Genomic DNA, 21,489 nt, shown 5'->3' on the forward strand with positions numbered 1-21,489 from the left:
TTTACAAGTTGACGTAAATAATCTGGAGGGGCGTGCTGAAAAGCGCGCCCCTTATGCTTGTGAGAGCCCGATGCGCGCCTAATTTAGAGGTAGCTGTGTGCCCTTGCGCGAAAGTCGCATCGGCGCGACAAATTAGAAAAAACGCTTGGAGATCAACATGCCGGTCAGCTCTGTTCTCGATACTATAGGCAAGACGCCGCATATCCGCCTCTCCCGCCTGTTTCCCGAGGCGAATGTCTGGGTAAAGTCTGAGCGCACTAATCCGGGCGGCTCGATCAAGGACCGGATCGCATTAGCAATGATCGAGGCGGCGGAGCGTGCGGGGGAGTTGAAGCCCGGTGGACTGATTATCGAGCCGACCTCCGGCAATACCGGCGTGGGGCTGGCTTTGGTGGCGGCGGTGAAGGGCTATAAGCTGATTTTGGTGATGCCGGAGAGTATGTCCATCGAGCGGCGGCGGTTGATGCAGGCTTATGGTGCCAGCTTTGATCTGACGCCGAAGGAAAAGGGAATGAAGGGCGCCATTGCCCGCGCGATGGAGCTGAAAGCGCAGATCCCGGATGCGTTTATTCCCCAGCAATTTGAAAACCCGGCCAATGTCGAGGTGCATAGCCGTACCACGGCGCAGGAGATTCTGGCGGATTTCCCGGAGGGGCTGGATGTGATCATCTCCGGTGTGGGGACGGGCGGGCACCTGACCGGCTGTGCCGAGGCGTTGAAGAAACATTGGCCGGATTTGAAAGTGTTTGCCGTTGAGCCCGCAGCCTCGCCGGTGCTGTCCGGTGGGACGCCGGGGCCGCACCCGATCCAGGGGATTGGGGCTGGGTTTGTGCCGGGTAACTTCCACCCCGCGGCGATAGACGGGGTGATCACTGTGGAGGCCGAGGAAGCCAAGAGCTTCGCCCGACAATCCGCCATAACAGAGGGATTGCTGGTAGGGATTTCCTCCGGTGCCACGCTGGCGGCCATCGCCAAGAAGCTGCCGGACCTGCCCGAAGGCAGCAGAGTGCTGGGCTTTAATTACGATACAGGTGAGCGTTACCTCTCGGTGCCGGAGTTCCTCCCGGGTTGACCTTCATCAAGGCGGTGAGGGGGGCGGTGTGTCATGGCTCTGGGCCATGACCGACGCTGATCTTATTGCCCGTTATGACGGCCGTGTGCCGCGCTATACTAGCTATCCCACAGCCCCTCATTTCCACGATGGAATCGGCGTGGGCGAGTATGCGCATTGGCTTGTAGCCCTGCCGCCGGATGCGGCGATCTCGCTTTATCTGCATGTGCCGTTCTGTGATCGACTTTGCCTTTATTGCGGCTGCCATACCACCGTGGTGCATCATGACCGGCCCAAGCGGAACTACGCGCAGGCGCTGGCGCGCGAGATTGGGCTGGTGGCGGATAGGCTGGGGCGCCGGGCGCGGGTTTCGCAGATCCATTGGGGCGGTGGCACGCCGACCTCCTTGCCGGATGACTGCCTGGACGCACTGATGGAGCTGATCCGGGTGCGGTTTGACGTGGCGCCGGATGCCGAGATTGCCATTGAGATCGACCCGGCCTCGCTGCCGCCAGGAAAGTTGGAGGCGCTGGCGCAAATGGGGGTGACGCGCGCCAGCCTGGGCGTGCAGGATTTTGATGAGACGGTGCAAAAGGCCATTGGCCGAATGCAAAGCTTTGATGAAACACGGGACGCGGCTGAAGGACTGCGCCGGTTGGGGGTAGCCTCGGTCAATCTCGATCTGATTTACGGCCTGCCGCACCAGACCGAAGAGTCCGTGACACGAACCGCCCGGCTCGCGCTGGAGCTGGCGCCCGACCGAGCCGCAGTTTTTGGCTATGCCCATGTGCCCTGGATGAAAAAGCACCAGAAATTGATGCCTGAGGCGGCTTTGCCGATGGGCTTGGCGCGGCTGCGGCAGGAGGCGACGATTCGCGGGGTTTTGGCCGAGGAAGGTGGCATGGTTCCTGTTGGGCTAGACCATTACGCACACCCTGCGGATGCAATGGCCAATGCAGCCCACACGGGGGCGTTGCAGCGTGGTTTTCAAGGCTACACAACGGATGCCGCCTCTGTGCTGATAGGGCTTGGCGCAAGTGCCATTGGTGCGCTACCGGAAGGCTATGTGCAGAATCTGCCCAGCATTCCGGCCTATGAAGCCAGCCTCGCGCAAGGCAGGCTGCCGGTTGCGCGGGGCGTGGCGCTTAGCCATGAAGATAGGCTGCGGCGTGCCGTGATTGAGCGGATTATGTGTGACCTCGCGGTGGATCTGCCCGCCATGGCGCAAACTTTTGGCGCGCAGGCAGCCCCCTTGCTGGCGGCGGCCGCGCCGCTTTCAGGCTTTGAAAGTGACGGGCTGGTGGAATGGAACGGGGCACGTTTGCGCGTGACAGAGCGCGGGCGGCCTTTTGTGCGCAATGTCGCCGCCTTGTTTGATGCGTATCTGCGCGGCAGGGAGAGCAGCCAGCCACGCCATGCACGCGCCGTCTGACGTACAGCCGCAAGTTTTTTCCACGCTGATCGCCGCGTTGCGGGATGAAGCGGGGCAGCTTTTGGGCATTCGGCCAATTCCGGCCAATACCGGGGTGAAGCTGCTCGGCCTGCTCTACCGGGCGGAGGCGCTTTCAGCCCAGCGTTACCAGCTTTTATTGCTCCGCCTTGAGGGCGCGCCCAATGAGGCGCTGCAGGATACATTCACCCGCCGTGAGGCCATGGAGCGCCGGCATCTGGCGCAGCTTGCCCAGCGTATTGCCGCGCTGGGCGGCGAACCGCCTGTTCTGCTGGCGCATTCTTTGGGGGAGGTGGCGGAGACTTTGCCGGTGGTGGTGAGCAGCTTACTGGCCAAGCGCGGCATGGTGAAGCTCTACCGCGCGGCGATCCGGTTTCTGGCCCAGCGCGACCGCGACAGCGCGGCGCTTCTGCGTTTGATCCTGAAGGAGGAAGAAGCGCACATAGCCGCCATGCGGGCCTTGGTGGTGCCGCGCTGAGCGGTGTGTTTTGAAAGAAAAAACCCTGCCATGGATTGCCATGACAGGGCCAAGTTTGGGGAGTGTATCCGCTTTGGGATGAACAATTTATGCCTCTCCCTGGCGGCAAATTCCTTGATTCAAATCAAGCAACGACAAAAAGTCATTCCATTTCTGTTTCGAATGACATGGCGTGGCTGGTGATCTCCAGACAGTTCTCCACCGCTGTCACGCCGCGAGTGTTGCGGACTAGAATGCCCAAGGCGCGCGCCTCATGTGCAGAGCCAACCTTGCCTTCGATTTTCACATGCCCTTGCTGCACATACAGCCGCATGCCGGTGCGCGGCACCCAGGGCTCATCAGCCATGGCGGTTTCGATCGCGGTGAGAATGTCAGTGTCACTGGCTTCTTCGCAGGATTCATCCAGCCGGGCGGCCAGGGCGCGCAGAATGTCGAACCGGCTGAGCATACCCACCAAGCTGTCATCGCGTATCACGGGCAGGCGCTTGATCTGCTTGTGGCGCATCAGCTCAGCGGCTTTGGCCAGCGGCATGTCGGGGCGCACGAAGGTGGGGTTGCGGGTCATCACGTCGCCCACTTGGCGGCCGTGCGTGTGGGCATATTCAGCAGCCAGCGTTTCGGCGCGCATGATCCCGCGCATCCAGCCGCCATGGCGTCCACATGTGCCGAGTTCCGGGCGGTGCAGCAGGTCGCCCTCTGTCAGAATACCGATAAGCTTGCCGTCTGCATCCAGCACCGGCAGGCCGCTGACATGGTGACGCACCATCCAGCCGGCAGCTTCAGCCAAGCTGGTTTCCGGCTGCACGGCGACCACTTCGGTGGTCATGACATCGGCAACGATCATAATATCCTCTGATATGTAACGTAATCGCTACAATACCCTCATGACCGCCCTGGACACCTGGATTCATGTCAAGGCAGCCCCGCGTTCAGACCAGATTGCCCGGAACTGGCGTGAAGGCGCATGGTAGCGCGCCTTCACGCCAGTTTGGAGTCGCGCGCTGCCTAGTGTGTGCGCATGGCGGCGAGTCGACGGTACAGCGTGTTACGGCTGATACCCAACGCTCGTGCCGCGGCGGCGATATTGCCGCCCGCTTCGGAAACCGCCCCGGCGATCATCGCATCTGACTGCGCCCGGAGCGTGCCGCCAGGCTGCTCCACGTTTTTTGGTGCGCATTGCTGGGTGGTGAGGTCCAGCATGGCTTCTTCGCTGAGGTGGTGCAGGCACAGCTCAGTCTCGTCATCGTCCAGCATCAGGCAGGCGGTGCGCAATATGCCGGAAAGCTGCCGCAAATTGCCCGGCCAGCGATATTCCGCGAAGGCTTTGGCCAGTTCTGGAGAGAGGCGCGGCGTACCGACCTGACGGCCTTGGGCCTCGCGTTCCAGAATGCGGTTGATGAGGGCGGGCAGGTCCGTGCGTTCCCGCAAGGGGGGCAGGGACACGGCGAGGCCGTTGAGGCGGTAATACAGGTCCTCGCGGAAAGTTTTTTCAGCAATGCGGGTCGAGAAATCCGCATGGGTGGCGCTGACCAGCAGGAAATCCACCGCCACCGGCTTACCACCGATGGGGGTGACCACACCTTCCTCCAGAACCCGCAGCAGGCGGGTCTGCATGGAAAGTGGCATGTCGCCGATTTCATCTAGGAACAGGGTGCCGCCATGGGCCTCGCGGATGCGGCCCGCTGAACCTTCTTTACGGGCGCCGGTAAAGGCGCCGGGGGCGTGGCCGAACAATTCCGCTTCGATCAGCGTTTCCGGCAAGGCGGCGCAGTTTACCGCCACGAAGGGGCCATTGGCGCGCGGCCCGGCTTCGTGAATGGCGCGGGCGAAGAAATCCTTACCGGCACCGGTTTCACCTTGCAGCAGAACCGGCACTTTGCGCCCCAGTACGCGGCGGAGCTGGCTGATGGCGCGGTTCACGCGTTCATCCCCGGTATCCAGCGCGGCGAGGGCGTCCAGCTTTGGGGCTTCCGGCGCGCTGAGCGGCGGGCGGCGGATCAACGGCCCACGCGTTTGCTCCACGGAGACGTAAAGCGTTTCGCCCCGGCGTGGATGCACCACCAGCGGGCGGCCGCCAGCGCGGTGTTCCATGTCGATGAGATCGCGCATAGTGAGGCCGAAATAGCGGCCGAATTCCTGTGTGCCGATATCTTCCGGTCGCAGTCCCAGCAGGGCGAAGCCCGAGCGGTTGGCGCCGAGAATCACGCCTTCCTCGTCAATGGCGATGGCGCCTTCCACCATGCTGCCCAGGCACTCAGAGGAATAATGGAAGCGCAGCTTGGTGTTGTGGGCGAAGGAGATTTCAAAAATCCGGTTTTCGATCATCTGCGCCGCTGCCCGCACCAGCCCGAACGTATGCGGGTGATAGCGCCGTGAGTCGCAGGAAATATCGATCACTCCCAGAAGCTTGCCGCCTGGTTCGGTCAGCGGCGCGGCGGCACACGCCAGGAAACTGTTGTGGCGCAGATAATGCTCAGTGCCGTTCACCACGATCGGCTTACCCTCGATTAGGGCGGTGCCGATGGCGTTGGTGCCGCGTGCATCCTCCGCCCAGCTGGCGCCGGGTGTGAGGGCGACTTTTGCCGCGCGGTTGCAGAAATCCAGATCTCCAGCGGATTCCAGCAGCAGGCCAGTATCGTCTGAGAGTAGCATGACGCAGCCGGAATCTTTAATCTGGCCGTAGAAATAATCCATTATCGGCCGGGCGTGGGTGATGAGCGTGGAGCGGCGTTCCGCTGCGACGCGGCGTTCAGCCGAGGAAAAATGCGGCTGATCCACACGGTTTTGCTCCGGCGCCAGCCCCGCCATGCGGCAGCGTTGCCAGGAACGGCTGATATCGCCTGGGTCCACCCCTTGCGTTTGGCCCGCTGAAGCAGGTAACCTGTCGCTCAAAGCCGCGAGGCGAAATGGTTCCATGGATTGGCTGCGCTCCTATCCCATCTTCATTTTTATATTTTTGACGCTGTCACGCCTTGCAAGGGTTGATTTGTCGTCGCCCCTGGAAGACGTCGTAGGGACGCCGGGTATAGCTGGCAAGTGAAAAATACCCTGATCCATAATGACACAGTATATCGTTTCGGCACGGTATGAAAGTGGTGGTGTGTGGGGTATTATGCTGCCGCGTGCCAATTTGAAACAGGATGATGGACAGGATGTCCGGGAGTGTCGCGATCACACGCGTGACTAGTAAGGCCGCTGGGCCGCATGGCTGAAGCGGACCCGCCAAGGGAGGCAGTACAGGCCGAGGCCGTCGCTTTTTTGGCCCGTGACGCGGAGGCGGTGATCTCCACCCATATCTCGCGTGTGTATCTGGCAGAAGATGTGGCGCTGAAGCTCAAACGCGCCGTGCATCTGCCTTATGTTGATTATTCCAGCCTCGCCGCCCGGAAGCAGTTTTGCGAACGGGAGCTGGAGCTGAACCGTCGCACCGCGCCGGATTTATACCGGCGTGTGCGGGTTTTGACCCGTGCGGCAAGTGGTGGGCTGGAGTGGAATGGGCCGGGCGTGCCTGTGGAATATGTGCTGGAGATGCGGCGGTTTCCCGATGGCGCCTTGCTGGCCGCTCAGCCCTTGCCGCTGGCGCCGGGTATACTTCGGGAACTGGCGGATACAATTGCCGCGTTTCATGCCCAGGCCGAGATTGTATCAGGGGCGGGACTGGCGCCGGTGATTGAAGGCAATGCCGCCCAGCTTTGTGCCGCTTGCCCGCCTTTTGATGCCGAAGCCGTGGCGGCGTTGAACGCGGCGGTGAGGGCGGCTTATGCGCTGCACGCGCCTTTGCTTGCCCGGCGGGCCAAGGCGGGCAAGGTGCGGCGCTGCCACGGGGATTTGCATATGGGCAATATCCTGCTGCTGGAAGGGCGGCCGGTATTGTTCGACTGCATTGAATTCTCGGAAGAATTCGCCAGAATCGATGTTTTGTACGACCTCGCTTTTCTGCTGATGGACCTTCTGCACCGGGGCGATAAAGCCGGTGCCGCGCTGGTGGCCAACCGCTATTTAGATGTCAGCGCCGATGAGGAGGGACTGGTCTTGCTGCCGCTATTCATCGCGGTGCGGGCTTGCATCCGGGCGCATGTGAGCGTGGCGCAGGGGCTGGTGAACGCTGATTATTTGACGCTCGCGGCAACGGCGCTGCGGCCCGGTCAGCCGTGCCTGTTGGCGGTGGGGGGGTGCAGCGGCACCGGAAAATCCACCCTGGCGGCGAAACTGGCGCCTGATTTTTCGCCTTATCCGGGGGCGCGGGTAGTGCGCTCCGACGTGCTGCGCAAGCGGCTGGCTGGGGTGGCGCCGGAAACAAGGCTACCGGAAAGTGCTTATACCCGTGAGGCCAGCGCACGGGTTTATGCTCACATGCTGACCCTGGCCGAAGCGGATTTGCGCGCGGGATATAGTGTTATTCTGGATGCGGCGTTTTTGCGCCGGGCGGAGCGCGACGAGGCCGCAGCCCTGGCCGTGCGGCTCAACGTGCCGTTTCAAGGTCATTGGCTTGATGCGCCGGATGCAGTGCTGGAAGCCCGCCTGACCGCGCGGCGAAACGATGCGTCTGATGCCGGGGTGGAAGTGTTGCGCGCCCAAAGGCGCTTGGCTGAACCCGCAGCGGAGTGGAGACAGGTTCTGGCCGGTTGATGGACGCCCCGTGGGGCATCCATCAGGATTGAGCCGATTAGAACGGAATTTCGTCGTCCAAATCGTTACCTGGGCCACTACCCGGGCGCGTGTCCCAGCCGCCGACGGCGCGGGCAGGAGCTTTGGCGGAGGTTGCGGGGCGGGGCGCGTAATCCTCACCGCCGCTGTACCCGCCACCCATGCCGGCATTGTTCGAAGGACGGTCGAGCAGAACCAACTCGCCATTGAAGCGGCCGATCATGATCTCGGTGGTATAACGTTCCTGGCCGGACTGGTCGGTCCATTTCCGGGTTTGCAGCTTGCCTTCCAGATAGACCTTGGAGCCCTTGCGCAGATATTTCTCCGCTACGTCGGCCAGCCGGTCGTTCATGATGACGACACGGTGCCATTCGGTCAGTTCCTTACGTTCGCCGGAGGCTTTGTCGTTCCAGCTCTCGGAGGTGGCCACTGCCAGATTCACGACTTTCATGCCGGATTGCGTGTTGCGGACCTCCGGGTCGCGGCCCAGATTGCCCACGATAATTACCTTATTCACACTACCAGCCATACGGACCTCTACAACTCAAAATTGTTTTCCAGAATAGCGCATCTGGCACCCGGAGACCAGCGTTGCTTTATACGGCATGAGCCCCTATTCTTCAAGAACATTACACGAACATTTGGGGCAGAACATGGCGGAGCAGAAGGGCGCGGGCTTCATTACCGTCCGCGGTGCGCGCGAACATAATCTGAAAAATATCGACATCCAGATTCCCCGCGAGCAACTGACCGTCATTACCGGCCTCTCCGGGTCGGGAAAATCCTCGCTGGCGTTTGATACCATCTATGCCGAAGGACAGCGGCGCTATGTGGAGAGCCTCTCCGCCTATGCGCGGCAGTTTCTGGAACTGATGGGCAAACCGGATGTGGATGCGATTGAGGGGCTTTCGCCCGCGATTTCGATCGAGCAGAAAACCACCTCGAAAAATCCGCGCTCCACCGTCGGCACGGTGACAGAGATCCATGATTACATGCGTCTGCTTTGGGCGAGGGCGGGGGTGCCGTATTCACCCGCCACTGGCCTGCCGATTGAAGCGCAGACCGTCAGCCAGATGGTGGACCGGGTGATGGCGATGCCGGAGGGCACCCGCCTGTTGCTGCTGGCCCCAGTGATTCGCGGCCGCAAGGGGGAGTACAGAAAAGAACTGGCGGAGTTTCAGCGCAAGGGTTTCACCCGCGCCAAGATTGATGGAAAAATCTACGAGATCGATCAGGCGCCAGCGCTGAACAAAAAGCTGAAGCACGATATTGAAGTGGTGGTGGACCGGGTGGTGGTGAAGCCCGGTTTGGAGCAGCGGCTGGCGGATTCCTTCGAGACGGCGCTGGGGCTGACGGAAGGAATTGTTTATGCCGAGAACGCGGATAATGGTGAGCATACGGTGTTTTCCTCGCGCTTTGCCTGCCCGGTCTCCGGCTTCACCATCGAGGAGATCGAACCGCGCCTGTTCTCCTTCAACTCCCCCCACGGTGCCTGCCCGGTTTGTGACGGGCTGGGGCATGAGATTTATTTCGACCCGCATCTCGTGATCCCGGATGAGCAGCGTGCGTTGGATGATAATGCCGTCGCCCCTTGGGCCAATGCGCAATCGCCTTATTACGACCAGACCATCGCCGCCCTTGCCAAGCATTATGGCGTGAAGCTGAACACCGCCTGGGAGGATGTGCCGGAGGATGTGCGGGAGGTGTTTCTCTTTGGTTCTGGAAAGGAGGATATAAAATTCACTTACAAGGATTCTAGCCGCGCTTATAATGTCGTGAAGCCATTTGAGGGTATCATTAAAAACCTTGAACGGCGATATAAGGAAACGGATTCCGCCTGGGTGCGTGAGGAACTGTCCCGCTATCATGCCGAGCGCCCGTGCGCGGCCTGTAACGGCGCGCGGCTGAAGCCCGAGGCGCTGGCGGTGAAGGTGGCGGAGAGAAATCTCGCCGAGGTAGCGGAGCTTTCAATTGATGATGCGCGTGACTGGTTTGCGGGGGTGGCGGCCACGCTGACGCCGCAGCGTTTGGAAATCGCAGCACGTATCCTGAAGGAAATTGAGGAGCGGCTGCAATTTCTGCTGGATGTCGGGTTGAATTATCTCACGCTGGCGCGCAGCTCAGCGACGCTTTCAGGCGGGGAGAGCCAGCGTATCCGGTTGGCTTCACAAATCGGGTCCGGGCTGACCGGGGTTCTGTATGTGCTGGATGAACCCTCCATCGGCCTGCATCAGCGTGACAATGAGCGGCTGCTCGGCACGCTGAACCGGCTGAAAAATCTCGGCAACACCGTGCTGGTGGTGGAGCATGATGAGGATGCGATCCGCGCCGCTGATCATCTGGTGGATATGGGGCCGGGAGCCGGGATTAATGGCGGGCATGTGGTGGCGCAGGGTGCGCCCAAGGCGGTTGCTGCCAATCCCAAATCCATCACCGGCGATTATCTCTCTGGCCGCCGGGCCATCGCAGTGCCGATGCGCCGCCCGGTCCAGCGCAGCCGGAAGATAAAACTTGTTGGCGCGCGTGGGAATAATTTGAAGAACGTCACAGCGGAATTTCCGCTGGGGCTGTTTACCTGCGTGACTGGCGTATCTGGCGGCGGCAAGTCCACGCTGGTAATCGACACGCTCTACAAAGCGCTTTCACGGCGGCTGATGGGGTCCGGCCAGGTGCCCGCGCCGTTCGACAAGATTGAGGGAATGGAGCAACTCGATAAGATCATCGACATCGACCAGTCGCCCATTGGCCGCACGCCGCGCTCCAACCCCGCGACCTATACGGATTTGTTCACGCCGATCCGAGATTGGTTCTCTGAGCTGCCGGAAAGCCGGGCGCGCGGGTACAAGCCGGGGCGCTTCAGCTTCAACGTGAAAGGCGGGCGCTGCGAGGCGTGTCAGGGCGACGGCGTGCTGAAGATTGAGATGCACTTCCTGCCGGATGTGTTCGTGACCTGCGACACCTGTAAGGGCAAGCGCTATAACCGTGAGACTCTGGAGGTGAAGTTCCGCGGCAAATCCATTGCCGATGTGCTGGATATGTCGGTGGATGAGGCACTGGCGTTTTTCTCCGCCGTGCCGAAAATTCACGACCGGCTTAGCATTCTTGTCCGCGTGGGGCTGGGCTATATCAAGCTCGGCCAACAGGCCACCACGCTTTCGGGCGGTGAAGCGCAGCGTATCAAGTTGGCCAAGGAACTTGCCCGCCGCGCCACCGGCCGCACGCTTTATATTCTGGACGAGCCCACCACCGGCCTGCATTTCGAGGATATCCGCAAGCTGCTGGAGGTGCTGCACGCGCTGGTAGATGCGGGCAATACCATCATCGTGATTGAGCATAATCTTGAAGTCATTAAAACTGCCGATCATATCATTGATATCGGCCCGGAAGGTGGGGATGGCGGCGGTCGGGTGATCGCCACCGGCACGCCGGAGCATATCGCGGCCGCGAAAGGGAGTTACACCGGGAAGTTTCTGGCCCCGCTCTTGGCGCAGAAGCCGGTGAAGGCCAGGAAGAAGGCATAAGACCATGAATCATATCCGCCGGTATATTGGGCGTTGGATTGCGGGCTTTCTCACTCAGGAAATGCAAACTGCGCCCGCCTTGCCGGTGGATATCGCGGTGTTGACATCGCTGTTGCATAAAGGTGATGTGATTCTAGTGGAGGGGAATCTGCGTGTCAGTGCGGTGATCAAATATCTCACCCAATCCACTTGGTCGCATGCCGTGCTTTATGCCGGGGACGGCGTCTGCATCGAGGCGGATATGCTGCTCGGCGTGCGGCGCTTTTCCGTGGCGGAGCTTGAAAATTATCATTTGCGCGTCTGCCGGCCGATCAGCCTGACGGTGGAGGATGCGGACATTATCATTGCCCATGCCGAGTCACGTTTGGGCATGCAATATGACTTGAAGCATGTGTTCGATCTGGCGCGGTATATGCTACCGCTGCCGGTACCGAGCGCTTGGCGCCGCCGGGCGATTGCGGTGGGGTCGGCGGACCCCAGTCGCGCTATCTGCTCCACCTTGGTGGCGGAGGCGTTTCAGGCCGTGCGGTATCCCATTCTGCCGGAGATCACCACGGTGATGGCAAGCAGCCGGGCCGCCAGCGCCAAGATGAAGGAAATCTATCATATCCATGATACCGGCCTGTTCACGCCGCGCGACTTTGATATTTCCCCTTATTTCCACGTCATCAAGCCGGATATGCCGCGGCCGTTCGACCATCATAATCTCATCTGGGCGACCTAAGTCGCGCATGGACGATATAAAAGCGGTGCGCTAGCGTCTGTCCGAATGTCGTTACAATCATCCCGCCCCCTGCCGCGTATTGTGTTGTTATCCTGGTTCGGGGGGAATTGTTTGTTTTGACCGGCGGCAAAGGTATTATCCCAGTCTGCTCGCGCATTTTAGGGAGCAGGGGGAGCGCTGGGGTATAAGCCGGTGCCGTAGCCGTTATTTGGTCTGTGTGGCGGGCTGAGAGCTGGCGTTGGTGGGGCGCGCGGCGGGGAGGGCGCCATAAACCGCGGCGGCGCGTTTAAGGAAGGCGTTGACCATCATATGCACCGCCTCAGTAAACACCGAGCCGATGGCTTTTTGCAGAAGCGCATTGCGGAACTCGAAATCCACGAAGAAATCTACTTGGCAGCCCTGGCTGTGCGGGGCGAAGTCCCAACGGTTATACAGATATTTGAACGGGCCCTTTTCATATTCCACGCGGATGGCGCAGGGCCCCTCGCCTGAGCCGGGCAGGAGCGTGACGCGGGAGGTAAAGCTCTCCCGGAAGGGGCCAAAACCGATCGTTAGATCCGCTATCATCAGGTTATTGATGTGGCTGCGGACCCTTGCCCCCACGCACCAAGGCAGAAATTTTGGGTATTTCCCTACGTCCGCCACCAGCGCGTAGAGCTGTTGCGGGGTGTAGGGAACAATCTTTTGTTGCGCGTGCTTGGTCACGCCGCTGCCAGCTGCTTTGCCCGCGCCGCGCGCAGCCCCTCAAAATCGGCATCAGCATGGTAGGAGGAGCGGGTGAGCGGCGTGGCCGCCACTTGCAGGAACCCCTTGGCGCGGGCCATGGCTGCCAATTCCTCGAACTCCTCCGGTGTCCAGAATTTCTCCACCGCCGCGTGCTTCGCGGTGGGTTGGAGGTACTGGCCGATGGTGATGAAATCCACATCCGCGATGCGCAGATCGTCCATCACCTGGGAGATTTCGGACTTGCTTTCGCCCAGTCCGACCATGAGGCCGGACTTGGTGAAGATCGACGGGTTGATTTGCTTCACCTGATCCAGAAGGCGGATGGACTGATAATAGCGCGCACCTGGGCGGATGGTGGGGTAGAGGCGCGGCACGGTCTCGAAATTATGGTTGAACACGTCTGGCTTGGCGCGGGTGACAACCTCCACGGACCCTGGCTTGCGCAGGAAGTCCGGGGTGAGAATCTCAATGGTGGTTTCCGGTGCGGTCTGCCTGACAGCGGCGATGACGGCGGCAAAATGTGCAGCACCGCCATCGGGTACGTCGTCACGGTCCACGGAGGTGATAACCACATGCCGCAGGCCAAGCTGGGCCACGGCCTCTGCCACGCGCTGGGGCTCCTCAGGGTCCAGCGCGGATGGCAGGCCGGTGGAAACGTTGCAGAAGGAACAGGCGCGGGTGCAGATCTCGCCCATGATCATCATGGTTGCGTGACGCTGGGACCAGCATTCCCCAATATTCGGGCAAGAGGCTTCCTCGCACACGGTGGCGAGCTTCTTCTCGCGCATCAGCGCCCTGGTCTCGTGATACACGGGGTGGGTTGGCGCTTTCACGCGGATCCAGGACGGCTTGCGGGCAATCGGGTTGTCCGGGCGGTGCTGCTTTTCCGGGTGGCGGACCCGGTGGTCGATCTCGATACGTGTGGCCATTTCCGTCTTTACCTAAAAAAGCGCCCCCTCGCGGGGGCGCCGGGTAGATTAGAAGTGGATGACCCGTCCAAATGCGTCAAGGACGGATTCGTGCATGGCTTCCGAGATGGTGGGGTGGGGGAACACCGTTTCCATCAATTCAGCCTCCGTGGTCTCCAGTTGGCGGGCGACCACATAGCCCTGGATCATCTCGGTGACTTCCGCGCCGATCATGTGCGCGCCGAGCAGCGCGCCGGTCTTGGCGTCGAACACGGTTTTCACCAAACCTTCTGGCTCGCCCAGGGCAATCGCCTTGCCGTTGCCGATGAACGGGAAGCGGCCAACTTTTACCTCGTAGCCCTGCTCCTTGGCCCTGGCCTCGGTCAGGCCCACGCTGGCCACCTGCGGGTGGGCGTAGGTGCAGCCGGGGATGTTGCCGGTCTCGAACGGGTGCGGATTGAGGCCCGCGATGTTTTCAACGCAGACGATCGCCTCGTGGCTGGCTTTATGCGCCAGCCAGGGCGGCCCCGCGAGGTCGCCAATGGCGTACACGCCCTTTTCGCCAGTCTGGCCATAACCATCCACGACGACGTGGGTGCGATCCACCTGTACCTTGGTGCCATCCAGCCCAATATTCTCGACATTGCCGACAATGCCTACCGCCGAGATCACCTTCTCGACCTCGAACACCTGGCTCTTGCCGCCGACCTCAACCGTGACCTTCACGGCATTTGGTCCTTTATCGGTCTTCTTCACCACAGCTGAGGTGAGGATCTTGATGCCTTGCTTCTCGAAAGCCTTGCGCGCCAGGGCGGAGATTTCGGCGTCCTCGACCGGCATGATCCGGTCCACCATCTCCACCACCGTCACATCCACGCCAAGCGTGTTGTAGAAGCTGGCGAACTCAATGCCGATGGCGCCCGAGCCCATGATCAACATGGATTTCGGCAGGGTTTCTGGCACCATCGCCTCGAAATAGGAGATGATCTGCTTGCCATCCACCTCCAGCCCCGGAATCTGGCGCGGCCGCGCCCCGGTGGCCAGGATGATGTGGGGGGATTCTAGCTCCGCGACGGGCTTGCCGTCCTTGGTGACGGAGAGCTTGCCGTTGCCGGCCAGCTTGCCAAAGCCATCATACACGGTGACTTTGTTTTTCTTCATCAGGTGGCCAATGCCGCTGGAAAGCTGCTTGGAGACGGCCCGCGAGCGCGCCACCACCTTCGCCAGGTTCACTTTCACATCGCCAACCGAGATGCCGAACGCATCGGCATGGTCGATCAGATGTTTAACTTCAGCCGAGCGAAGCAGGGCCTTGGTAGGGATGCAGCCCCAGTTCAGGCAGATTCCGCCGAGATGCTTGGCCTCGACCAGCGCCACTTTCAGCTTGAGCTGCGCGGCGCGGATGGCGGCGACATAGCCGCCTGGCCCGCCGCCCACCACGATCACGTCGAATTTGTCAGCCATTTTGGAGTTCCTTTTTTAAGCCACCTTCTGAGAAAAGCGGCGCAAAAACGTTGGGACCTTGGGGCCGGGGCGTACCCCGGCCATTGGTTTAGAGCAGCAGGCCGAGCGGCTCTTCGATCAAGGCTTTCAGCGTTTGCAGGAATTCAGCGCCCGCCGCGCCATCCACCACGCGGTGGTCGGTGGAGAGGGTGGCGCTCATCACGGTTGCGATCTTGATCTCGTCATCCTTGACCACGGGGCGCCTCTCACCCGCACCCACGGCCAGAATGGCGGCCTGGGGCGGGTTCACAATGGCGCAGAAGTCCGAGATGCCGAACATGCCGAGATTGGAGATGGAGAAGCCGCCTCCCTGGAATTCCTCGGGCTTCAGCTTGCCCGCCTTCGCGCGGCCCGCCAGATCCTTCATGTTGTTGGAGATCGCGGCCAGACCAAGCTTGTCTGCCCCCTTCACGATCGGGGTGATGAGCCCATCCGGGATCGCCACAGCAACGGAGATGTCCACCTCGTCATACTGAATGATCGCTTCATCGGTCCAGGATGCATTCACGTTCGGGTGACGGCGCAGCGCGATGCCGCAAGCTTTGATAATGAGATCGTTTACCGAGAGCTTGAACGCGCCTGGGCCATCCTTGGGGGATTTGCCGTTGAGTTCGGCGCGCAAGGCCAGCAGCTTGTCGAGCTCGATATTTACCGTGAGGTAGAAATGCGGGACGTTCTGCTTGGACTCCGTCAGGCGCCGGGCGATGACTTTACGCATGGTAGAGTTCGGTAGCTTCGTGTGCGGCGCAGTGATGACCGGTGCGGGGGCAGGAGCCTTTGCGGCCGGTGCGGCTGCCGGTGTGGGCGCGGCTTCGGACTTCGGTGCGGCGGCGGGCTTGCCTTCTACATCGGCCTTCACGATCCGCCCATTCGGGCCGGAGCCCTTGATGGTGGACAGGTCAATGCCGCTCTGCTTGGCAATGCGCTTGGCCAGCGGCGAGGCGAAGATTCGCTCACCCTGCGCAGTTGGAGCTGGAGCCGCTGTGGTAGCGGGGACGGGGGCTGGCGGCGCGGCAGCTTCCGCCTTCGGGGCGGGGGCCGGCGCGGGTGATGCGGCCGGGGCATCCACCTTCTCGCCTTTTTCAGCGGTAATCACGCCGATCACGCTGTTCACCACCACGCCCTCGGTGCCTTCCGGCACGAGGATCTTGGCGAGGAAGCCTTCATCCACGGCTTCCACTTCCATGGTCGCCTTGTCGGTCTCGATCTCGGCAATCACGTCGCCGGATTTGATCTCGTCGCCTTCCTGCTTGACCCATTTGGCAAGCTTGCCCTCGGTCATAGTGGGCGAGAGGGCGGGCATCAGAATATTAATGGCCATGTTTGAACGCCTCCCGGATCAAAAGAGCTTTTTCACGGCGTCCACCACCCAGTCAGGCTGGGGCAGCGCCAGTTTTTCGAGGTTCGCAGCATAAGGCATGGGTACATCCACACCAGCCACGCGGGCGGGCGGGGCGTCCAGCCAGTCGAAACAATGCTCGACCACGGTGGAGATGATCTCGGAGCCGATGCCCGCGAACGGCCAGCCTTCTTCCAGGCTCACCACGCGGTTGGTCTTTTTCACCGAGCTCACGATGGTCTCGATATCCAGCGGGCGTATGCTGCGCAGATTGATCACCTCGGCAGAGATGCCTTGCTCTGCCAGCTTGTCCGCCGCCTTCAGCGCGGTGTCCACCATGATGGAGAAGGCGGTGATGGTGACGTCCGTGCCCTGGCGTTCAACCTTGGCCTTGCCAATCGGCAGGATGAAATCCTCGTCTTCCGGCACCTCGAAGGAGTGGCCGTACAGGATCTCGTTTTCCAGGAAGATCACCGGATTCGGGTCGCGGATGGCAGCGCGCAGCAGACCCTTGGCGTCAGCCGCGGACCAGGGGGCAATCACCTTCAGGCCGGGGCAGTGCGCGTACCAGGAAGCATAGCACTGGCTGTGCTGGGCCGCGACGCGTGCCGCCGCACCATTCGGGCCGCGGAACACGATGGGCGCGCCCATCTGGCCGCCGGACATATAAAGCGTCTTGGCGGCGGAGTTGATGATCTGGTCAATCGCCTGCATGGCGAAGTTGAAGGTCATGAACTCCAGGATCGGCTTCAGCCCGTTCATCGCCGCACCCACGGCAAGGCCGGTGAAGCCATGCTCGGTGATCGGTGTGTCGATCACGCGCTTGGGACCGAATTCGTCTAGCAAGCCCTGGGAGACCTTGTAGGCGCCTTGATACTGGGCGACTTCCTCACCCATCAGGAACACGTCCTTATCCGCGCGCATTTCGGCGGCCATGGCTTCGCGCAGAGCTTCGCGCACTGTCATGGTCTTGGTCGGACCCCATTCCTTTTCCACCGGCTCCTGCACGGTGGCGGGAACGTGGTGCTTTGGTGCGGGAGAGGCCGGGGCTGGCGCCTCGGCCTTTGGCGCAGGTGCGGGGGCAGGCTGGGCGGTTTCAGAACCACCATTCAGCTTTGCGATAACGGCGTTAACCGCAACGCCCTCAGTGCCTTCCGGCACCACAATCTCGGTGAGGGTGCCTTCATCCACGGCTTCCACTTCCATGGTCGCCTTGTCGGTCTCGATCTCGGCCAGAATATCGCCGGACTTCACCTCATCGCCCACATTCTTGAGCCATTTGGCGAGCTTGCCCTCGGTCATGGTGGGGGAGAGAGCGGGCATCAGAATATCGGTCATGGCGCTTAACCCTCCACCAGCACGTCAGTATAAAGTTCGGAAGGATCAGGCTCCGGCGAGCTTTGGGAGAAATCCGCCGCTTCCTGCACGCGCGCCTTCACGGCCTCGTCCAGCTTCTTCAGCTCGGCTTCAGACATGCCCAGCTCTTCCAGCTTCTTCTTGGCGGAATCCAGGCAGTCATGCTCAGCGCGCATCTTCTGCACTTCCTCGCGGGTGCGGTACTTCGCCGGGTCGGACATTGAGTGGCCGCGATAACGGTAGGTCTTCATCTCCAGCAGGAAGGGGCCTTTGCCCGCGCGGCAATGCGCCACGGCCTGCTCACCCGCCGCCTTCACGGCCATGACGTCCATGCCGTCCACGGCGAGGCTCGGCATGCCCCAGGGCAGGCCATTATGCGAAAGGTCATGCGAGGCGGTTGCGCGTTCGACCGAGGTGCCCATGGCGTAGCGGTTATTCTCGATGATGAACACAACCGGCAGCTTCCAGAGCGCGGCCAGATTGTAGCTCTCATAAACCTGCCCCTGGTTGGAGGCGCCTTCACCGTAATAGGTCAGGCAGACATTATCGTTCTCGCGGTACCAGTTGGAAAAAGCGAGGCCCGCGCCCAGAGACACCTGCGCGCCCACGATGCCATGTCCGCCGAAGAAGCCCTTCTCCTTCGAGAACATGTGCATGGAGCCGCCCTTCCCCTTGGAATAGCCGCCGATGCGCCCGGTCAACTCGGACATAACGCCTTTCGGGTCCATGCCGCAGGCCAGCATATGGCCGTGGTCACGGTAAGAGGTGATGACCTCGTCACCCTCCTTCAGGCAATGCTGCATGCCGACAACAACAGCTTCCTGCCCGATATAAAGATGGCAGAACCCGGCAATGAGGCCCATGCCGTAGAGCTGACCAGCTTTTTCTTCAAAGCGGCGAATTAGCAGCATGTTTTCATAGGCGGAGAGAAGCTCGTCCTTACCCATCATATCAACGGGTTTTTTAGTGGCTTTCCTGGTTTTGTCAGGGCTTGTGGCCATGTCTCTTGGCTCCCGGTTTGTGCTCAGACTGTTGGCAGCTAGGCCAATGTTGCCATGCAGCGCAAGTAGAGTTTTTGAAAAACCCTGCTTCGCAAGTGCAAAAAATTAAATTAACTTACTTATGGTTAATTGGCGCTTCCAGCCGTCACTATGTAGTTGGAGTATGAAATAAAATTACAAAAGCAGACGCTCAGGGCACTGCTGCCGCATAGGCTGGGGCGCAAAAGGAAATGTTTATTCGTCTGATTTTGAAGTGGGTAGGTCGACGACCAGATCCCCGGGATTGGCAAGATTCAGCACGTTCCGGGCTTCCTCGTCCAGCATGTCTGGCTGGATGGCCTGGCCAGAGAGAGAGGCCACCTTGGTCTGCCACATCACTAGGCGTTGATGCACAGCGTCCGCTTGCTGCTGCGCGGTGGCAAGCTGCTGATGCTCTTTGGCCTGAGCCTCCAGCCCGCTTTTTCCATGTACGGCGTTCCAGCCGAAATAATAGGTCAGCGCCAGAAAGATCGCTGGCGCCACTAACCCACGAAGACGGTTTTTAATTGCACGAAGCAAAAGGAAAACCCTGACAGTTGTGAAGCCTGAAGTGATTGCAACTTTTCGCCAATCTGCCGGATTTCGCAAGAGGTTTTTGCTGTATCTTTATGATTTTAATAAATTTAACGAAAGTTCATGCCGCGCCATGATTCTGCCCTGGTTGCGGCGTGGTGTTGCCATGGCCGGACACCATATAAGTAGAGTTTTGGTAAAGGGGACACCCTGATGAATATGCGACATTGGCTCTTAACCGGCATTGTGGCCTCGGGCCTGGCCGCGGCCACTGCCGCCCCCGCCATGGCGGATTGGGATAATCACGGCGGGTATGGTGACCATGGCCCTGGCGGCTGGCATGGCGGCCCGCCCGGTGGCCCCGGTTGGGGCGGCGATCATGATCATTGGCACGGCCAACCTTATCATAACTGGCATGGCCATGGCTGGTGGGATTACGACCATCATTGGCATTGGTATGTGGGGTGGGGGCCTGCTTATGGGTATGTAGGCCCGATGCCAGTCTGGAGGCCAGGGATTCCGGTTTATGCCGCGCCGCCGCCGGTTTATTATGCACCCCCGCCGCCCCCGCCGCCCCCGCCGCCGGTTTATTATGCACCCCCGCCGCCTCCGCCGCCCGTAGTGGTGGCACCGATGCCATTCATCGTGATCACGCCGGGCGGCATTGGCATTACCCCCTGACAGGAATAGCCGGAGTCAACTCCGGCTATTTTGCAGTCAGGGCCATTTCACCTCGGGCGGCATAGACATTAAAATTGCTTCTGTATTGCCGCCAGTTTTCAGGCCGAATGTCGTGCCGCGGTCGTAAAGCAGGTTGAACTCCACATAACGCCCGCGGCGGATGAGCTGGGCTTCGCGCTCCGCCGATGTGTAGGGTGCGCCCTGGCGGCGCCTGACGATAGGCGGATAAGCGGCCAGGAAGGCTTCGCCCACATCGCGGGTGAAGGCGAAATCATCCGCCGTGTTGCCGCTATCCAGATAGTCGTAGAAAATACCGCCCGCGCCGCGCGGTTCGCCTCGGTGCGGCAAGTAGAAATACTCGTCGCACCATTTTTTGAATTTTTCGTAATAACCAGGGTCGTGCTTATTACAGGTGGCCTTGTAGGCAGCGTGGAAAAAGGCGGCGTCTTCCTTGGCTTCTGGCGTGCCGGGTTGTAGGGGGGTGAGGTCGCCACCGCCACCAAACCAGCCCTTGGCGGTGACGATCATGCGCGTGTTCATGTGCACGGCCGGGACCTTTGGACTCCGGGGATGTGCCACGAGGGAGATGCCCGCCGCCCAGAATTTGGCGCCAGCCTCGGTGCCAGGGATTTTGGCGGCGAAGTCCGGCGTGAACTCGCCCTCCACCACCGAGATGTTGACCCCGGCTTTTTCGAACACCTGGCCCCGCAGAACGCTCATCATGCCGCCGCCGCCGCCGGGCCGGTCCCAGCTGGTGCGGGCGAAGCGGGCGGTGCTACCGGCTTCTTGTTCGATGGCTTCGAATTCAGCGCAGATGCGGTCGCGTAAGGTGGCGAACCAAGCACTGGCCTCGGATTTTAGCTGTTCATGCGGCGGGATGCTGGTCATGGCGCCTGCTTAGGCCATGCTCCGTCTTCAATCCACTCTTGAAATTTTCGCGGGCAGCCGCCACGCTGGGAATCAGGGAGAGGCAATCTTCCAGGGAGCGAAACATGGCTGAACCAACAGCGGACGCGACTGCGGCGCATGGGGCAGAATCCCGGCGCGATTTCTTGAGAATTCTGGCCATGGCGGGGGGCGCCGTGGGGACGGTCACGGTTATCTGGCCGTTGATCGATGCGTTGAACCCGGATGCGGCTAGCACGGCGCGCGCCCGGCCGATTGTCACGATTTCGGACATTGCCCCGGATAGCGTGAAAACCGTGCAATGGGTGGGGCTGCCCGTGTTGATTAGGCGGCTGACGGATAAACAACTGGCCGATGAAGCGGCGGTTGCCGTTTCTAGCCTGCCGGACCCGGCGAGCGTGGCGTCGCGCGTGGCACCTGGCAATCCGCATTTCGTGGTGGTGTTTGGGCAGAATACCGGTACGCCTTGCGAGCTGGAGGGAAGCAACCCTGGGGATTCGCAAGGGGATTATGGCGGCTGGGTCTGCCCGTGCGATGGCAGCCAGTATGACGTGCTGGGGCGGGTGCGCGTCGGCCCGGCGCACCGGAATCTCGTGATTCCCCGGTTCAGCTTCATCAATCCAGATCAGATTCAACTTGGCTAAGG

General features: G+C 60.8%; 19 protein-coding genes. 8 read left to right on the top strand and 11 right to left on the bottom strand.

The window, feature by feature from the left end; translation table 11 throughout:
- Positions 1 to 157 precede the first annotated feature (157 nt).
- The 3 genes from cysK to BUB54_RS07340 are packed head-to-tail and all read left to right on the top strand — an operon-like array spanning position 158 to position 2,979.
- The gene (gene cysK, locus BUB54_RS07330) at positions 158 to 1,072 is read left to right on the top strand and encodes a cysteine synthase A (RefSeq protein WP_048878574.1); all 915 of its coding nucleotides are present in this window, start codon (positions 158 to 160) and stop codon (positions 1,070 to 1,072) included.
- A gap of 46 nt (positions 1,073 to 1,118) precedes the next feature.
- A complete protein-coding gene (hemN, locus tag BUB54_RS07335; RefSeq protein ID WP_073211400.1) occupies positions 1,119 to 2,483 on the top strand; it encodes an oxygen-independent coproporphyrinogen III oxidase in 1,365 nt (454 codons plus the stop codon).
- The gene (locus BUB54_RS07340; RefSeq protein WP_048878576.1) at positions 2,467 to 2,979 is read left to right on the top strand and encodes a ferritin-like domain-containing protein; all 513 of its coding nucleotides are present in this window, start codon (positions 2,467 to 2,469) and stop codon (positions 2,977 to 2,979) included. The genes hemN and BUB54_RS07340 overlap by 17 nt, the downstream gene beginning before the upstream one ends.
- A gap of 142 nt (positions 2,980 to 3,121) precedes the next feature.
- On the opposite strand, the gene BUB54_RS07345 is transcribed toward BUB54_RS07340, so the two are convergent.
- Together BUB54_RS07345 and BUB54_RS07350 are read right to left on the bottom strand one after the other, a co-directional pair.
- Positions 3,122 to 3,805: a CBS domain-containing protein gene (locus BUB54_RS07345; protein WP_217652452.1), complete on the bottom strand. Its 684-nt coding sequence runs from the start codon at positions 3,803 to 3,805 to the stop codon at positions 3,122 to 3,124.
- 179 nt (positions 3,806 to 3,984) lie between these two features.
- Positions 3,985 to 5,895: a sigma-54-dependent Fis family transcriptional regulator gene (locus tag BUB54_RS07350; RefSeq protein ID WP_073211404.1), complete on the bottom strand. Its 1,911-nt coding sequence runs from the start codon at positions 5,893 to 5,895 to the stop codon at positions 3,985 to 3,987.
- A gap of 288 nt (positions 5,896 to 6,183) precedes the next feature.
- Between BUB54_RS07350 and BUB54_RS07355 the strand changes: the two genes are divergently transcribed.
- Positions 6,184 to 7,608, top strand: coding sequence for a bifunctional aminoglycoside phosphotransferase/ATP-binding protein (locus BUB54_RS07355; protein ID WP_052948348.1), 1,425 nt, complete (start codon positions 6,184 to 6,186; stop codon positions 7,606 to 7,608).
- 37 nt (positions 7,609 to 7,645) lie between these two features.
- Here the strand turns inward: BUB54_RS07355 and ssb are convergent, their stop codons facing one another.
- Positions 7,646 to 8,155, bottom strand: coding sequence for a single-stranded DNA-binding protein (gene ssb / locus BUB54_RS07360; protein ID WP_048878578.1), 510 nt, complete (start codon positions 8,153 to 8,155; stop codon positions 7,646 to 7,648).
- A 124-nt stretch (positions 8,156 to 8,279) separates the two neighbouring features.
- Here ssb and uvrA point away from each other — a divergent pair, with 124 nt between their 5' ends.
- Positions 8,280 to 11,147 carry an excinuclease ABC subunit UvrA gene (gene uvrA / locus BUB54_RS07365; RefSeq protein WP_048878596.1) on the top strand — a complete coding sequence of 956 codons (2,868 nt, stop codon included), beginning with the start codon at positions 8,280 to 8,282 and terminating at the stop codon, positions 11,145 to 11,147.
- A gap of 4 nt (positions 11,148 to 11,151) precedes the next feature.
- Complete coding sequence (locus BUB54_RS07370) at positions 11,152 to 11,871, top strand: C40 family peptidase (RefSeq protein WP_048878579.1); 720 nt, start codon at positions 11,152 to 11,154, stop codon at positions 11,869 to 11,871.
- Positions 11,872 to 12,075: 204 nt separating this feature from the next.
- On the opposite strand, the gene BUB54_RS07375 is transcribed toward BUB54_RS07370, so the two are convergent.
- From BUB54_RS07375 to BUB54_RS07405, 7 genes are all read right to left on the bottom strand, one after another.
- Positions 12,076 to 12,576, bottom strand: coding sequence for a type II toxin-antitoxin system RatA family toxin (locus BUB54_RS07375; protein WP_048878580.1), 501 nt, complete (start codon positions 12,574 to 12,576; stop codon positions 12,076 to 12,078).
- Positions 12,573 to 13,526, bottom strand: a complete 954-nt coding sequence (lipA, locus tag BUB54_RS07380; protein WP_048878581.1) for a lipoyl synthase — start codon at positions 13,524 to 13,526, stop codon at positions 12,573 to 12,575. The genes BUB54_RS07375 and lipA overlap by 4 nt, the downstream gene beginning before the upstream one ends.
- 48 nt (positions 13,527 to 13,574) lie before the next feature.
- Complete coding sequence (gene lpdA / locus BUB54_RS07385) at positions 13,575 to 14,969, bottom strand: dihydrolipoyl dehydrogenase (protein ID WP_048878582.1); 1,395 nt, start codon at positions 14,967 to 14,969, stop codon at positions 13,575 to 13,577.
- Between the two features lie 88 nt (positions 14,970 to 15,057).
- The gene (locus BUB54_RS07390) at positions 15,058 to 16,329 is read right to left on the bottom strand and encodes a pyruvate dehydrogenase complex dihydrolipoamide acetyltransferase (RefSeq protein WP_048878583.1); all 1,272 of its coding nucleotides are present in this window, start codon (positions 16,327 to 16,329) and stop codon (positions 15,058 to 15,060) included.
- Between the two features lie 18 nt (positions 16,330 to 16,347).
- On the bottom strand, positions 16,348 to 17,685 hold the full coding sequence (locus BUB54_RS07395) for a pyruvate dehydrogenase complex E1 component subunit beta (RefSeq protein ID WP_048878584.1): 1,338 nt from the start codon (positions 17,683 to 17,685) through the stop codon (positions 16,348 to 16,350).
- A gap of 5 nt (positions 17,686 to 17,690) precedes the next feature.
- A complete protein-coding gene (gene pdhA, locus BUB54_RS07400; protein WP_139284829.1) occupies positions 17,691 to 18,650 on the bottom strand; it encodes a pyruvate dehydrogenase (acetyl-transferring) E1 component subunit alpha in 960 nt (319 codons plus the stop codon).
- A 288-nt stretch (positions 18,651 to 18,938) separates the two neighbouring features.
- Positions 18,939 to 19,226 (bottom strand): FtsB family cell division protein, encoded by a 288-nt coding sequence (locus BUB54_RS07405; RefSeq protein ID WP_158320096.1) that lies wholly within the window; start codon positions 19,224 to 19,226, stop codon positions 18,939 to 18,941.
- 243 nt (positions 19,227 to 19,469) lie between these two features.
- Here BUB54_RS07405 and BUB54_RS20720 point away from each other — a divergent pair, with 243 nt between their 5' ends.
- Positions 19,470 to 19,937 (top strand): hypothetical protein, encoded by a 468-nt coding sequence (locus tag BUB54_RS20720; protein ID WP_073211409.1) that lies wholly within the window; start codon positions 19,470 to 19,472, stop codon positions 19,935 to 19,937.
- Positions 19,938 to 19,973: 36 nt separating this feature from the next.
- Here BUB54_RS20720 and hemF read toward each other — a convergent pair whose 3' ends face one another.
- On the bottom strand, positions 19,974 to 20,825 hold the full coding sequence (gene hemF, locus BUB54_RS07415) for an oxygen-dependent coproporphyrinogen oxidase (protein ID WP_048879386.1): 852 nt from the start codon (positions 20,823 to 20,825) through the stop codon (positions 19,974 to 19,976).
- Between the two features lie 104 nt (positions 20,826 to 20,929).
- Here hemF and petA point away from each other — a divergent pair, with 104 nt between their 5' ends.
- Positions 20,930 to 21,487 carry a ubiquinol-cytochrome c reductase iron-sulfur subunit gene (petA, locus tag BUB54_RS07420; RefSeq protein ID WP_048879387.1) on the top strand — a complete coding sequence of 186 codons (558 nt, stop codon included), beginning with the start codon at positions 20,930 to 20,932 and terminating at the stop codon, positions 21,485 to 21,487.
- The last annotated feature ends 2 nt before the right edge of the window (positions 21,488 to 21,489 follow it).

It is taken from the genome of Acidocella aminolytica 101 = DSM 11237 (genome assembly GCF_900129125.1).
GTDB lineage: Bacteria > Pseudomonadota > Alphaproteobacteria > Acetobacterales > Acetobacteraceae > Acidocella > Acidocella aminolytica.

What these genes read in the sequence shown, in the direction of transcription:
- pdhA (WP_139284829.1), bottom strand. Translation starts at nt 18,650, where the DNA reads ATGGGTAAGGACGAGCTTCTCTCCGCCTATGAAAACATGCTGCTAATT.
- hemF (WP_048879386.1), bottom strand. Translation starts at nt 20,825, where the DNA reads ATGACCAGCATCCCGCCGCATGAACAGCTAAAATCCGAGGCCAGTGCT.
- BUB54_RS07345 (WP_217652452.1), bottom strand. Translation starts at nt 3,805, where the DNA reads ATGACCACCGAAGTGGTCGCCGTGCAGCCGGAAACCAGCTTGGCTGAA.
- lipA (WP_048878581.1), bottom strand. Translation starts at nt 13,526, where the DNA reads ATGGCCACACGTATCGAGATCGACCACCGGGTCCGCCACCCGGAAAAG.
- BUB54_RS07350 (WP_073211404.1), bottom strand. Translation starts at nt 5,895, where the DNA reads ATGGAACCATTTCGCCTCGCGGCTTTGAGCGACAGGTTACCTGCTTCA.
- cysK (WP_048878574.1), top strand. Translation starts at nt 158, where the DNA reads ATGCCGGTCAGCTCTGTTCTCGATACTATAGGCAAGACGCCGCATATC.
- hemN (WP_073211400.1), top strand. Translation starts at nt 1,119, where the DNA reads ATGACCGACGCTGATCTTATTGCCCGTTATGACGGCCGTGTGCCGCGC.
- BUB54_RS07390 (WP_048878583.1), bottom strand. Translation starts at nt 16,329, where the DNA reads ATGGCCATTAATATTCTGATGCCCGCCCTCTCGCCCACTATGACCGAG.
- lpdA (WP_048878582.1), bottom strand. Translation starts at nt 14,969, where the DNA reads ATGGCTGACAAATTCGACGTGATCGTGGTGGGCGGCGGGCCAGGCGGC.
- BUB54_RS07340 (WP_048878576.1), top strand. Translation starts at nt 2,467, where the DNA reads ATGCACGCGCCGTCTGACGTACAGCCGCAAGTTTTTTCCACGCTGATC.
- BUB54_RS07355 (WP_052948348.1), top strand. Translation starts at nt 6,184, where the DNA reads ATGGCTGAAGCGGACCCGCCAAGGGAGGCAGTACAGGCCGAGGCCGTC.
- BUB54_RS07370 (WP_048878579.1), top strand. Translation starts at nt 11,152, where the DNA reads ATGAATCATATCCGCCGGTATATTGGGCGTTGGATTGCGGGCTTTCTC.
- BUB54_RS07395 (WP_048878584.1), bottom strand. Translation starts at nt 17,685, where the DNA reads ATGACCGATATTCTGATGCCCGCTCTCTCCCCCACCATGACCGAGGGC.
- uvrA (WP_048878596.1), top strand. Translation starts at nt 8,280, where the DNA reads ATGGCGGAGCAGAAGGGCGCGGGCTTCATTACCGTCCGCGGTGCGCGC.
- petA (WP_048879387.1), top strand. Translation starts at nt 20,930, where the DNA reads ATGGCTGAACCAACAGCGGACGCGACTGCGGCGCATGGGGCAGAATCC.
- BUB54_RS20720 (WP_073211409.1), top strand. Translation starts at nt 19,470, where the DNA reads ATGAATATGCGACATTGGCTCTTAACCGGCATTGTGGCCTCGGGCCTG.
- ssb (WP_048878578.1), bottom strand. Translation starts at nt 8,155, where the DNA reads ATGGCTGGTAGTGTGAATAAGGTAATTATCGTGGGCAATCTGGGCCGC.